Source organism: Radiobacillus deserti (assembly GCF_007301515.1).
GTDB lineage: Bacteria > Bacillota > Bacilli > Bacillales > Amphibacillaceae > Radiobacillus > Radiobacillus deserti.
In genome coordinates this window covers 170,152-183,660 of sequence record NZ_CP041666.1, presented here as the reverse complement: position 1 = coordinate 183,660, position 13,509 = coordinate 170,152, and the positions used below count along the sequence as shown (strand labels likewise).

Sequence of the window (13,509 nt, the reverse complement as noted above, 5' to 3'; positions counted from 1 at the left end):
AAATCAATCTAGCTACAACTCCCAGGTCCTCGCCGATATAAGCAATCTCACTCCAAGGCTGAAAGAACACAGCCTTTACGTAAGCTTACTTATACGGTCGGACCTAAACGGTCGTTTCCGCTTTATAAGTTTAGTTAAGTCCTCGATCGATTAGTATTCGTCAGCTACACATGTCACCATGCTTCCACCTCGAACCTATCAACCTCATCGTCTCTGAGGGATCTTACTCATTTAAAATGATGGGAAGTCTCATCTTGAGGGGGGCTTCATGCTTAGATGCTTTCAGCACTTATCCCTTCCACACGTAGCTACCCAGCTATGCTCCTGGCGGAACAACTGGTGCACCAGCGGTGTGTCCATCCCGGTCCTCTCGTACTAAGGACAGCTCCTCTCAAACTTCCAACGCCCACGACGGATAGGGACCGAACTGTCTCACGACGTTCTGAACCCAGCTCGCGTACCGCTTTAATGGGCGAACAGCCCAACCCTTGGGACCGACTACAGCCCCAGGATGCGATGAGCCGACATCGAGGTGCCAAACCTCCCCGTCGATGTGGACTCTTGGGGGAGATAAGCCTGTTATCCCCGGGGTAGCTTTTATCCGTTGAGCGATGGCCCTTCCATGCGGAACCACCGGATCACTAAGCCCGACTTTCGTCCCTGCTCGACTTGTAGGTCTCGCAGTCAAGCTCCCTTCTGCCTTTACACTCTTCGAATGATTTCCAACCATTCTGAGGGAACCTTTGGGCGCCTCCGTTACTCTTTGGGAGGCGACCGCCCCAGTCAAACTGCCCACCTGACACTGTCTCCGAACCGGATCACGGTCCTGGGTTAGAAGGTCCGTACAGCCAGGGTGGTATCCCACCAGCGCCTCCACCGAAGCTAGCGCTCCGGTTTCTCAGGCTCCCACCTATCCTGTACAAGCTGTACCAACATTCAATATCAGGCTACAGTAAAGCTCCACGGGGTCTTTCCGTCCTGTCGCGGGTAATGCGCATCTTCACGCATAGTATAATTTCACCGGGTCTCTCGTTGAGACAGTGCCCAAGTCGTTGCACCTTTCGTGCGGGTCGGAACTTACCCGACAAGGAATTTCGCTACCTTAGGACCGTTATAGTTACGGCCGCCGTTTACTGGGGCTTCGGTTCAACGCTTCGCCGAAGCTAACGCATCCCCTTAACCTTCCAGCACCGGGCAGGTGTCAGCCCCTATACTTCGCCTTTCGGCTTCGCAGAGACCTGTGTTTTTGCTAAACAGTCGCTTGGGCCTTTTCACTGCGGCTTCTCATGCAAGAAGCACCCCTTCTCCCGAAGTTACGGGGTCATTTTGCCGAGTTCCTTAACGAGAGTTCTCCCGATCACCTTAGGATTCTCTCCTCGCCTACCTGTGTCGGTTTGCGGTACAGGCACCTCTTTCCTCACTAGAGGCTTTTCTTGGCAGTGTGAAATCAGGAACTTCGGTACTATATTTCCCTCCCCATCACAGCTTGTGATTGCCAGACGGATTTGCCTATCTGACTCACTCACTGCTTGGACGCGCTCATCCAGCGGCGCGCTTTCCCTATCCTACTGCGTCCCCCCGTCGTTCAAACGGAAAGGAGGTGGTACAGGAATATCAACCTGTTGTCCATCGCCTACGCCTTTCGGCCTCGGCTTAGGTCCTGACTAACCCTGAGCGGACGAGCCTTCCTCAGGAAACCTTAGGCATTCGGTGAAGAAGATTCTCACTTCTTTTTCGCTACTCATACCGGCATTCTCACTTCTAAGCGCTCCACCAGTCCTTACGGTCTGACTTCGCTGCACTTAGAACGCTCTCCTACCATTGTTCGTAAGAACAATCCACAGCTTCGGTGATACGTTTAGCCCCGGTACATTTTCGGCGCAGAGTCACTCGACCAGTGAGCTATTACGCACTCTTTAAATGGTGGCTGCTTCTAAGCCAACATCCTGGTTGTCTAAGCAACTCCACATCCTTTTCCACTTAACGTATACTTGGGGACCTTAGCTGGTGGTCTGGGCTGTTTCCCTTTCGACTATGAACCTTATCACCCATAGTCTGACTCCCAAGATAAAGTAGCTGGCATTCGGAGTTTGACTGAATTCGGTAACCCGATGAGGGCCCCTAGTCCAATCAGTGCTCTACCTCCAGTACTCATTTCTTGAGGCTAGCCCTAAAGCTATTTCGGAGAGAACCAGCTATCTCCGTGTTCGATTGGCATTTCACCCCTACCCACACCTCATCCCCGCACTTTTCAACGTGCGTGGGTTCGGGCCTCCAGTCAGTGTTACCTGACCTTCACCCTGGACATGGGTAGATCACACGGTTTCGGGTCTACGACCCCTTACTACAACGCCCTATTCAGACTCGCTTTCGCTGCGGCTCCGTCTATACGACTTAACCTTGCAAGAGATCGTAACTCGCCGGTCCATTCTACAAAAGGTACGCCGTCACCCGTTAATGGGCTCCGACTACTTGTAGGCACACGGTTTCAGGTTCTCTTTCACTCCCCTCCCGGGGTGCTTTTCACCTTTCCCTCACGGTACTGGTTCACTATCGGTCACTAGGGAGTATTTAGCCTTGGGAGATGGTCCTCCCGGATTCCGACGGAATTTCACGTGTTCCGCCGTACTCAGGATCCACTCTGGAGGAAACAGTCTTTCGATTACAGGGCTCTTACCTTCTTCGGCTGATCGTTCCAGATCGATTCGTCTACACTATTTCTTTGTAACTCCGTATAGAGTGTCCTACAACCCCAGAAAGCAAGCTTTCTGGTTTGGGCTGTTTCCGTTTCGCTCGCCGCTACTCAGGAAATCGCATTTGCTTTCTCTTCCTCTGGGTACTAAGATGTTTCAGTTCCCCAGGTCTGCCTCCTATATCCTATGGATTCAGATATAGGTACTACTCCATTACGAGCAGTGGGTTTCCCCATTCGGAAATTCCCGGATCAACGCCTACGTACGGCTCCCCGAGACATATCGGTGTTCGTCCCGTCCTTCTTCGGCTCCTAGTGCCAAGGCATCCACCGTGCGCCCTTCTTCACTTAACTAATAGTCTGTGAAAAGACGTGGTCTTTACTAAAATTGATGTCTTGTTTAGTCTAGTTCCGGCTCCTAACTCTCCTGAGCAGTCGCCTTCACTTCCTAATACTCTTATCTAGTTTTCAAGGTACAATAAATTGTATGGTGGAGCCTAGCGGGATCGAACCGCTGACCTCCTGCGTGCAAAGCAGGCGCTCTCCCAGCTGAGCTAAGGCCCCGTATTTAGGATGGTGGGCCTGAGTGGACTCGAACCACCGACCTCACGCTTATCAGGCGTGCGCTCTAACCAGCTGAGCTACAGGCCCATCCTGAAAGGAATTTCAATTATAGGAAGGATTGATTTAATCCCTCAAAACTGAACCAAACAACCAAGTATGTCTCTGACCAGCTCCGAAGAGCTGGCTTCCGTTATCTTTCCTTAGAAAGGAGGTGATCCAGCCGCACCTTCCGATACGGCTACCTTGTTACGACTTCACCCCAATCATTGGCCCCACCTTCGGCGGCTGGCTCCTAAAAGGTTACCTCACCGACTTCGGGTGTTGCCAACTCTCGTGGTGTGACGGGCGGTGTGTACAAGGCCCGGGAACGTATTCACCGCGGCATGCTGATCCGCGATTACTAGCGATTCCGGCTTCATGTAGGCGAGTTGCAGCCTACAATCCGAACTGAGAATGGTTTTATGGGATTTGCTTCACCTCACGGCTTCGCTGCCCTTTGTACCATCCATTGTAGCACGTGTGTAGCCCAGGTCATAAGGGGCATGATGATTTGACGTCATCCCCACCTTCCTCCGGTTTGTCACCGGCAGTCACCTTAGAGTGCCCAACTAAATGCTGGCAACTAAGATCAAGGGTTGCGCTCGTTGCGGGACTTAACCCAACATCTCACGACACGAGCTGACGACAACCATGCACCACCTGTCACTCTGTCCCCGAAGGGAACGCCCTATCTCTAGGGTGGTCAGAGGATGTCAAGACCTGGTGGTTCTTCGCGTTGCTTCGAATTAAACCACATGCTCCACCGCTTGTGCGGGCCCCCGTCAATTCTTTTGAGTTTCAGCCTTGCGGCCGTACTCCCCAGGCGGAGTGCTTAATGCGTTAACTTCAGCACTAAGGGGCGGAAACCCCCTAACACCTAGCACTCATCGTTTACGGCGTGGACTACCAGGGTATCTAATCCTGTTCGCTCCCCACGCTTTCGCGCCTCAGCGTCAGTTACAGACCAGAGAGTCGCCTTCGCCACTGGTGTTCCTCCACATCTCTACGCATTTCACCGCTACACGTGGAATTCCACTCTCCTCTTCTGCACTCAAGTTCCCCAGTTTCCAATGACCCTCCACGGTTAAGCCGTGGGCTTTCACATCAGACTTAAGGAACCGCCTGCGCGCGCTTTACGCCCAATAATTCCGGACAACGCTTGCCCCCTACGTATTACCGCGGCTGCTGGCACGTAGTTAGCCGGGGCTTTCTCGTTAGGTACCGTCAAGGTACAAGCAGTTACTCTTGTACGTGTTCTTCCCTAACAACAGAACTTTACGATCCGAAAACCTTCATCGTTCACGCGGCGTTGCTCCGTCAGACTTTCGTCCATTGCGGAAGATTCCCTACTGCTGCCTCCCGTAGGAGTCTGGGCCGTGTCTCAGTCCCAGTGTGGCCGATCACCCTCTCAGGTCGGCTACGCATCGTTGCCTTGGTAGGCCGTTACCCTACCAACTAGCTAATGCGCCGCGGGTCCATCTATAAGTGACAGCAAAAGCCGCCTTTCAACTTTCTCCCATGCAGGAAAAAGTGTTATCCGGTATTAGCCCCGGTTTCCCGGAGTTATCCCAGTCTCATAGGCAGGTTACCCACGTGTTACTCACCCGTCCGCCGCTCGTTCCACTATCGTCACCCCGAAGGGGTCAGATAGCTTCCCGCGCTCGACTTGCATGTATTAGGCACGCCGCCAGCGTTCGTCCTGAGCCAAGATCAAACTCTCCAATAGATGACGCACACGGATGTGCTAATGCAGCTGTTGCGACAGGACGTCGCGAACTTAAGCTGTCTCATTGGTGTTTGCTCGCTCAATTTAAAAAGCTAGCTAAAATCTTACTTAACATACTGGTTGTTTTGTTCAGTTTTCAAGGATCAAATCTTTCGCTGTCGTTTTAGCGACGAAATATATCATATCACGACTTAAAAACTATGTCAACAATTTTTTAAAATAAATTGTTTAGATAATTTCTTAGCGCTTGTCTTACTCAACTGACAACAAAAAATAATATAGCATATACTAAAACTAATTTCAATAGTAAATTATCAAAAAACGATTGCTTTAGACAATTAATTTATATTTACGAAAGCAAAATAAAATAGAGTATATAACCACCACATTATATACTCTATTTAGCAACTATGTAATAGTTCAAAAAATGGTTACTTAAAGTTGCGTTTTTGAGGTACGTATTTTAAACACTCATTTTCATTTGCTACTCTGCGAAACAATTGAAACAACGTTTGGTATCTTTCTTTCATTGCCTGCCTTACTAATTGATCTATTCGTTTATCTTCCATATCCAACAATATTTCTTCAAGTTCTCTCTTTATTAAGTAAGAAAGTTCTTTTTTCTCCATGTCAGAAACAAGCATCCCTAACAATCCACTCACCCCTTATCAAAGGTTTCCATTCTATCTTGTACCAACTTTCCCACTTTTATTATGAGTAAAACGTAGTCATTTATTCATATTGGACAAACCGAATCATAAAATAAAGCAAGTCCATAAAAGGAGGGAGAGGTTTTGAGTCACTTTTATGTGTGGAGACCGGGGAAAATAAAGCGTTGGATGCTGACCATTATTGCCGCACTATTTACAGCATTATTTCTATGGATAGAAACAGACGGAGCATTTTCTGTTTTTTCTTCTAAGGAAGATCCAGCCGCTTTAAGTAAAGGAAGTGCGAAAGACCCCAATATTGCACTTACCTTTAATATTAGCTACGGAAACGAGAAAGTGGAGCCTATTTTAGAAAAACTAAGGAAGTATAAAGTAAAGGCCACATTTTTTGTAATTGGGGAATGGGCAGAACGCCACCCTAATCTTCTAAAAAAGATAACCGAGGATGGGCACGAACTTGGAATGATGGGGTATCGATACAAAAGTTATCTTAAAATGGAGCCAGAGCAAGTTAGAAAAGATTTGTCCTACGCTAGAGAAATTTTTTCAAAGCAAGGGTATAAGGACATAAAGTTACTACGGCCACCAAGTGGACATTTTAATAAAGAGATTCTAAAAATCGCAGAAGATCAAGGCTATAAAGTAGTTCAATGGTCTGTGAATCCGAATGATTGGGAAAACCCAGGGACACAAAAAATTATTGATACTGTTATGGGAAATACTCAGAAAGGGGATATCATCCTGATGCATGCCTCTGATTCAGTAAAACAAACACCAAAAGCCTTGGATACCATACTACCTGGTTTAAAGAACAAAGGATTTGAATATGTACATGTCTCCGAGCTAATTACTCGTGCTAATGCAAAATCTACATTAATTGAATAGGAACGAAAGAGCAGCCTATGACTGCTCTTTTTTCGTATCATTTAATTTGTGGAGAATGAGTAATTGATAGGTGTTATATAATAATAAAGGAACGATCATTAACCACGAATAATCACTTCCACTAGTACGAAGTCCAGGGACCCATTCTATAGATGTCACAACGACCATAAAGAAAAGAGCTGGGATAAAAGCATTTCGGTTAGTCTCATTTGCTTTCTTTGCAGAGACAACCCACCCATACACAAACAGAAATACAGCTACTGCTAAATATACAAGGATAGATGTTTCTCCATCTGATGCTTTATAGCGAAAATAAACTAGATCAAATAGCGTAAACAATATCAATAATGATTGAAGTGGTGCCCAAAATCCTTTTAACATACTTAAGCCAAGCTGATTAACCGTCAAGTAAGCAAAGAACCCCATCTGACTGACTAAACTAAACACTAAGCCTAGTCCAATAAAGAAAATTAGTACTCCTAATAACTGAAAGAGGTCTAATGGAGCCAAATATTCCATATATGTGGATGCTTGTACAAAAAAGCTTGTGATTAAAGTGGCTCCTGCCCCTAAGAATAAAGTACGTAAAAACATACGAACCCAATTGCGACTATTCAAGATTTTTTCCCCCTATCTTGCTGTCTTCCAATCGTATTTTATCATGAATCCTTTTATTTTACCTTTTCAAGCACATATTTTTTAGAATTGGACTCATATTAAAAGTATGACTCAACCTAAATTGAGGAGTTGAAAAGAATGAATAAACAACTTTGCCGCATGATCCTGTTCATTTCTTTTCTAATTTTAACAGCCTGTGGGGCCGGTGGTGGAGCAGCAAATGGCGAACAAGCTGATTATGATACGACCAAAAAAATGGTTACAGATATATTAAAAACAGATGAAGGAAAAAAGGCAATTACGGAAGTTTTGACAGATGGTGAAATGCAGCAAAAATATGTCATTGAATCGGATGTTGTGAAACAATCCATTACAGATGCCTTAACTTCAGACAAAGGGAAAGAATTCTGGTCCAAAATGTTTTCTGATCCTAAATTTGTGGAGGAATTCGGAAAAACACTTCAAGATCAACAAAAAGATATTATGAAATCCTTAATGGCAGATTCGGAATATCAAAAGAAAATGATGGATATTTTGAAGAATCCTGAAATGGAAGAGCAAATGATGAACGTACTAACGAGTCAAAAATTCCGTGAGAATTTGGAAAAAGTGATTCAAGAAACCATCGAAACTCCAGCATTCAAAGCCAAGGTTAGTGAAATTGTCCTTAAAGCTGCTGAGGAAATGAAAAAACCAGAGGAAAAAAGCGGTGGTGGTCAGAAAAAAGAGCAAGGTCAAGGGCAATAACGGATAACAAAAAAAGAAGAGCTGTTATTAGCTCTTCTTTTAAGTTTTACTCATAACTCGTTATAACTTTTTGAGCGATTTCCTTGAAAATCTCTCCTGTTGGATGATCCTCTTGATAAACAGAAGGAGCGAATACCCCTTCTTCTTTAAAAGGCTGCTGTAAAGGGAGCTGGCCGATGACACTCGTATTTAATACTTCTGCAAGCTTTTCTCCGCCGCCTTGTCCAAATACATACTCTTTTTCACCAGTCACTTTACTTTCAAAGTAAGCCATGTTTTCAATAACCCCAAGAATTTCATGCTCTGTTTGCAAGGCCATTTGACCCGCACGCGCTGCCACAAATGCTGCAGTTGGATGTGGGGTCGTGACGATTATTTCTTTAGAAGACGGAAGCATAGAATGAACATCTAACGCAATGTCTCCTGTACCCGGTGGTAAATCAAGAAGGAGGTAGTCAAGCTCTCCCCACTCTACTTCTTTAAAGAAGCTGGTTAGCATTTTTCCTAGCATTGGACCTCTCCAAATAATAGGGGAATTATCTTCTACGAAAAATCCCATGGAAATGACTTTTACTCCGAATCGTTCCACTGGAATGATTTTTTCGTTTTCAACTGCTGGCCGCTTCTCCACTCCCATCATATCAGGCACACTAAATCCGTAGATATCTGCGTCTACGATTCCTACTTTTTTACCTAGACGAGCTAGCGCCACTGCTAAGTTGACGGTTACCGTTGATTTCCCTACGCCACCTTTTCCACTAGCAATTGCCAAAAATTTCGTGTTGCCATCCAATAAAGTAGGTTGCTTCTCTTCCGTCGGTTGATAAGTGGCAATGACATCGTCTGGCAATTGTTCAAAACGAAGTCCTACTGTTGCCGCTCCTCCACGCTTCAGTACATTGACAACTTGCTGTTGGAGCTGCATTTGTTCACCCGTATTTGTTTGTCCAATTGCGAGCTTCACGCTTACATGCTTCTTGTCTTCTTTTATTGTAATTTCCTGTATGGCACCCGTTTTCTCGAAGGTAGTATGTAAAAACGGATCTTCTATTGGATTAAGGAGTTCTATTACTTGTTCCTTTGTAAGCAATTCGTTCACCATCCTTTAACGATGTTGTTCTTTTGTAGTATACCACAACTCGTTTTTTACCATTAGTAATACGATTGGATAGTGTTATTCTTCCTCCCCAGCCGCTTGTCTTAGTATCCCTTCATAGATACTTGCAGCTATTTTCCTTTGATAGGAGTTCGTTTTTAAAAGCTCCCGCTCATGTTCATTCGACAAAAAGCCAATTTCCACTAACGCCCCTGGTGTTTCCGCATGTTTAAGTAAGTACATTCCATTTAGCGCTAATGCCTCTCTGTTTGTATTCTCTAGATTCCGTTTAATTTCCGATTGAATTAATTTCGCTAAGTTCTCGCTGGCATCTAAAGATGGATAATAAAAAGCTTGTGCACCGCTCCATTTCGTGGATGGAAGAGCATTCAGATGAATACTCACAAAAAGATCTGCTTGTTTTTCTTTAATAAAACTTACACGGTTACGAATATCCTCTACCTTTCTCCTAGCCAATCCTGCGGTGTCATCATCAGCTAGATCCCTATCTGATTCTCGTGTTAGATATACCAAAGCTCCAGACTGTTGTAAATAATCTCTTAATATTTTCGAAACTTCTAGGGCAATATCTTTTTCTAATGTATTGTCTTTTCCAACCGCTCCTCCATCTGGGCCACCGTGTCCCGGATCAATAACAATGATTTCCCCAGATAAAGGTAAAGACCAGGATTCCCATGAGTCCTTACTTTTCTGTATCGGATATTGAATAAGCAAAATAAGAACGACTACTCCCATCAACCAACTTAGTACCTTAACGGCCCGTTTCATCCCTGTCCCCCCTAAAAACACCTCTTATTCTCTCACTATATGGGACAAGGAATAGATTTATGACAGTCTGTTGCCACACATCAAAAGCCCGTAATGATTAGATTCATGACGGACCTTTTTTCTTAGAGGATTTCTTTTAAAACTTTAGCTTGTTCCTCCAACCGCTTGTAAGCTAATTCTATTCCCAAACATTCCTCCAAGTAATAACATCTGTGCGCTTGCTGGATACTCATATGTTAGTATCATCTGTTTTCCCTCTGCTTAGATGCCGATTTATCCTGCTTCCGTCGATACATCTATACAGAAATTATACAAATATCTTTAATTAAAGGTATTTTAAATGTCTGTACGTTTTTTCTACAAGGGGTTGAAAAACGACATCAATGTCGTTATAATCAAAATAAATAGACACTATTGTCGTTTTAGGGGGATGATGGACTTGACTTCGTTATTGAAAAATAAAGGCTATCTGACATTGATTGGTGCGCAGGCAATTTCAAGTATCGGAGATTGGTTAAGCATTGTTGCGATTATAACGATGGTTGGATTGAAGTGGAATGCAAGTCCGCTAGAAGTTTCGCTGATTATGTTGTGTTTGGCCATTCCGATGGCTCTGTTTGGACCGGTAGCAGGAGTGGTCGCAGATCGACTGAATCGAAAAACACTTATGATCTCGTCTGATTTGATTCGCGCCATGCTTATCTTTTTTCTAGCGTTTGCTGATACCATCTGGATGGTTTATATTTGCTTATTCTCTGTTGGGATGTTTTCAGCAGTGTTTATCCCCGCAAAAAATGCAAAGCTTAAAGAATTAGTACCCGACGATGATATGAGAAGTGCCATGTCCATCACATCTATGATTGATTCAAGTACGAAGATCCTAGGGCCGTTACTGAGTGGGGTTCTCGTTACCGCATTTGGGGCAAAGCCCGTGTTCTTCATAGATTCTGCAACCTTTTTACTATCTGCATTACTATTATGTTTCCTACCAAAAGCAGTCGTCATAGTAGTAGAGGAAAAGGAAGAAAGGGACGAGAAAAAAGATACAAACAGCACTTCTTTCTTCAAAGAATTAGCAAGTGGGTTTACTTTTGTAAAACAGCATTCTTTTATGCTGGTAGGTCTTCTTTTTCTCGGCTCTAGTTTATTAGTACTGCAGCTATCCGACTCCCAGATTATTGTTTTGTTAAGAGAGCTAACTTATGCATCTCCTGATTTATTTGGTTATGCAGTAACAGCTGCAGGTGCAGGAACCTTTTTATCCGGACTCTACCTCACAAAGAAGACGGACTATAATCCTATTATCATGATGCTAATTGGTGTTTCAGGAGTTGGACTAGGTTTTGGATTAATGGCTCTCTTTACGTTTTTTGACTTTGGCCTTTCAACAGTCTGGTGTACCCTTTTTGCTTTCATAGCTGGGTTTACTGCAGGATTTGTGTTTGTTCCTTTCCATGCAACCGTTCAAATGAACACCCCCGTTCATATGACAGGAAAAGTATTTGGTGTCGTGAATAGCGTAACTACAACGGCTACAATTATCGGCCCTTTACTTGGAGGATGGTTATCAACCATAATAGGAGTAATTCCAACCTTTATCATTACAGGTTCTATTTTAATTATGATGTCCGTCATTGGACTGATTTTGAGACACAAGATTGATGGGAGAGAGGAACATGTCCCCGAAAGTAAGTCAAGAACATCTGGAGCAGCGACGAACTAATATTTTAGAAGCTGCGAAACAAGTATTTAGAGAACTAGGATATGAAAAAACGACCATGAAGGATGTCATGGAGGCAGCTGGTGTAAGTAGAGGTGGACTCTATCATTACTTTTCTAACAAAGAAGACTTGTTTGAAGCGATTTTAGCTGAAGCATTACAAGGGGAGGTCACGCACACAGATACCTTACTACAAGAAAAAGTAGACTCCTATTGGCATCTTCTTTTAACAAGGGTATTTGGGGATGATATCACGATTGATGATTCTATGGACCCTTTAGCTTCTGTTAACCTCGAATTCTTCATCACAGGCAAAAACGATGATAGAAGAAGAGCATTTGCTTACGAGAGATATTATAATGGAAAAAAACTTTACCAAAATATAATTGAGGCTGGCCAAAAGCACGGAGAGTTTAGCAAGCAATATGACGCTTCCGTCATTGCGCAGTCGATAATCACCTTCATAGATGGACTCGCTCTAGATCATGCATTATTACCAGCCGAAGACGTAAGAGTGAAACAGCAATCTGAGCTTTTTGTCGACTATCTGAAAATGGCGCTTGGAGTTAAAAAAGGTGAATCATAAGATTCATCTTTTTCTATTGCTTTATTTTTTTTACAATGCCAATTCTTCGGTACATACGCGGACTACTATAGATTAAGTCCCCACCTCAAATAGCCCTCGAATTTCTTGATAGTCTTTCTTATATGTAGTCATAAAATGGGTAAGTATAAAAGCTTCTGCAGCCATTCTAATACTCATCCTTTTAATAAGTGTATTTTCAATAAAAGTACGTTATCTTCCACTTCCGTCTATTTGCATTCCCTATTGCAGATTAGCATTTCTAATGTGGCATCCTTTTCGTCTTTTTCAGACAACGTCATATTTGATATTTCCTTTAAGCAGACAAAATATAGCATTAACCAGTGAATAGGTAACTTATAAACAAAAAAGACTCCCAACCAGATTGATCGAGAGCCTTGAAAACCATGATTATTAACGTTTTGAGAACTGTGGTGCACGACGAGCGCCTTTAAGACCGTATTTCTTACGTTCTTTCATACGAGCGTCACGAGTTAAGAATCCAGCACGTTTTAGAACTGTGCGGTATTCTGGATCTGCTTCTAGTAAAGCACGTGCTACACCATGACGGATAGCTCCAGCTTGACCAGTGAATCCTCCACCATGTACATTAACCAATACATCATAGCTACCTTCTGTTTCCGTTGCAGCTAATGGTTGTTTAATGATAGTACGTAGTGTTTCGTATGGGAAATAGCTTTCAGCATCTCGATTGTTAACTGTGATTGTTCCGTTACCTGGAACTAGACGTACACGTGCAGTTGAGCTTTTACGACGACCTGTGCCGTAATATTGTACTTTTGCCACTATTCGTTACCTCCTTATAATTATCCGCGAAGTTGATACGCTTCTGGTTTTTGTGCTTGATGATTGTGTTCCGGTCCACGGAATACGTGTAATTTTTTACCCATTTGACGTCCAAGGCTACCTTTAGGAAGCATACCTTTAACCGTTAATTCAAGCATTTGTTCTGGGTATTTCGTACGCATTTCGTTCGCTGTACGAGCTTTTAATCCACCTGGGTGGTTAGAATGACGGTAGTACATTTTGTCATTTAGTTTGTTACCAGAAAGTTCGATTTTCTCTGCATTTACGATGATTACGTGATCACCTGTATCAACGTGTGGTGTGTAAGTTGGTTTATGCTTTCCGCGAAGGATTGCTGCAACTTCACTTGCTAAGCGACCAAGCGTTTGGCCTTCAGCATCCACAACCAACCATTTGCGTTCGATATTATTTTCATTCGCCATGAAAGTTGTGCGCATGATTCGTTACCCTCCAAATTATCAATTTTCCAAAATTCTCGTGACAACCATTCTTACAAAGCATTCGTTCCTATGAATCATTGTTTCATAAGTCCCGAACCTTTCAGCAAGTCT

Annotated in this window: 10 protein-coding genes, 2 tRNA genes and 2 rRNA genes; 4 read left to right on the top strand and 10 right to left on the bottom strand. The window is 43.7% G+C overall.

All coding sequences use genetic code 11. The features are described from left to right. Window positions 1-130: 130 nt before the first annotated feature. From FN924_RS00995 to FN924_RS00975, 5 genes are all read right to left on the bottom strand, one after another. Window positions 131-3,046, bottom strand: a 23S ribosomal RNA gene (locus FN924_RS00995). 134 nt (window positions 3,047-3,180) lie between these two features. Continuing rightward, window positions 3,181-3,256 (bottom strand) — tRNA-Ala (locus FN924_RS00990). A gap of 10 nt (window positions 3,257-3,266) precedes the next feature. Further along, window positions 3,267-3,343 (bottom strand) — tRNA-Ile (locus FN924_RS00985). Between the two features lie 117 nt (window positions 3,344-3,460). Further along, window positions 3,461-5,021 (bottom strand): 16S ribosomal RNA (locus FN924_RS00980). The 16S and 23S rRNA genes sit together here with 2 tRNA genes alongside, the layout of an rRNA operon. A 431-nt stretch (window positions 5,022-5,452) precedes the next feature. Further along, a complete protein-coding gene (locus FN924_RS00975; protein WP_143897067.1) occupies window positions 5,453-5,674 on the bottom strand; it encodes a hypothetical protein in 222 nt (73 codons plus the stop codon). A 141-nt stretch (window positions 5,675-5,815) separates the two neighbouring features. Between FN924_RS00975 and pdaB the strand changes: the two genes are divergently transcribed. Beyond that, window positions 5,816-6,577 carry a polysaccharide deacetylase family sporulation protein PdaB gene (pdaB, locus tag FN924_RS00970; RefSeq protein WP_143891675.1) on the top strand — a complete coding sequence of 254 codons (762 nt, stop codon included), beginning with the start codon at window positions 5,816-5,818 and terminating at the stop codon, window positions 6,575-6,577. A 15-nt stretch (window positions 6,578-6,592) separates the two neighbouring features. Here pdaB and FN924_RS00965 read toward each other — a convergent pair whose 3' ends face one another. Next, entirely contained in the window at window positions 6,593-7,195 is a 603-nt protein-coding gene (locus FN924_RS00965) for a KinB-signaling pathway activation protein (RefSeq protein ID WP_143891674.1), read from the bottom strand. Window positions 7,196-7,333: 138 nt separating this feature from the next. On the opposite strand from FN924_RS00965, the gene gerD reads away from it, so the two are divergent. Next, window positions 7,334-7,942 carry a spore germination lipoprotein GerD gene (gene gerD / locus FN924_RS00960; RefSeq protein ID WP_143891673.1) on the top strand — a complete coding sequence of 203 codons (609 nt, stop codon included), beginning with the start codon at window positions 7,334-7,336 and terminating at the stop codon, window positions 7,940-7,942. A gap of 46 nt (window positions 7,943-7,988) precedes the next feature. Here the strand turns inward: gerD and FN924_RS00955 are convergent, their stop codons facing one another. Next, window positions 7,989-9,032 carry an Mrp/NBP35 family ATP-binding protein gene (locus tag FN924_RS00955; RefSeq protein WP_143891672.1) on the bottom strand — a complete coding sequence of 348 codons (1,044 nt, stop codon included), beginning with the start codon at window positions 9,030-9,032 and terminating at the stop codon, window positions 7,989-7,991. Window positions 9,033-9,116: 84 nt separating this feature from the next. Next, window positions 9,117-9,827: an N-acetylmuramoyl-L-alanine amidase CwlD gene (gene cwlD / locus FN924_RS00950; RefSeq protein ID WP_143891671.1), complete on the bottom strand. Its 711-nt coding sequence runs from the start codon at window positions 9,825-9,827 to the stop codon at window positions 9,117-9,119. A 439-nt stretch (window positions 9,828-10,266) separates the two neighbouring features. On the opposite strand from cwlD, the gene FN924_RS00945 reads away from it, so the two are divergent. Together FN924_RS00945 and FN924_RS00940 are read left to right on the top strand one after the other, a co-directional pair. Next, complete coding sequence (locus FN924_RS00945) at window positions 10,267-11,550, top strand: MFS transporter (protein ID WP_228409523.1); 1,284 nt, start codon at window positions 10,267-10,269, stop codon at window positions 11,548-11,550. Further along, window positions 11,504-12,133: a TetR/AcrR family transcriptional regulator gene (locus FN924_RS00940; RefSeq protein WP_143891670.1), complete on the top strand. Its 630-nt coding sequence runs from the start codon at window positions 11,504-11,506 to the stop codon at window positions 12,131-12,133. Before FN924_RS00945 ends, FN924_RS00940 begins: the two co-directional genes overlap by 47 nt. A 411-nt stretch (window positions 12,134-12,544) precedes the next feature. On the opposite strand, the gene rpsI is transcribed toward FN924_RS00940, so the two are convergent. Then, the gene (rpsI, locus tag FN924_RS00935; protein WP_143891669.1) at window positions 12,545-12,937 is read right to left on the bottom strand and encodes a 30S ribosomal protein S9; all 393 of its coding nucleotides are present in this window, start codon (window positions 12,935-12,937) and stop codon (window positions 12,545-12,547) included. A 20-nt stretch (window positions 12,938-12,957) separates the two neighbouring features. Beyond that, entirely contained in the window at window positions 12,958-13,395 is a 438-nt protein-coding gene (gene rplM / locus FN924_RS00930) for a 50S ribosomal protein L13 (RefSeq protein ID WP_143891668.1), read from the bottom strand. Window positions 13,396-13,509: the final 114 nt, after the last annotated feature.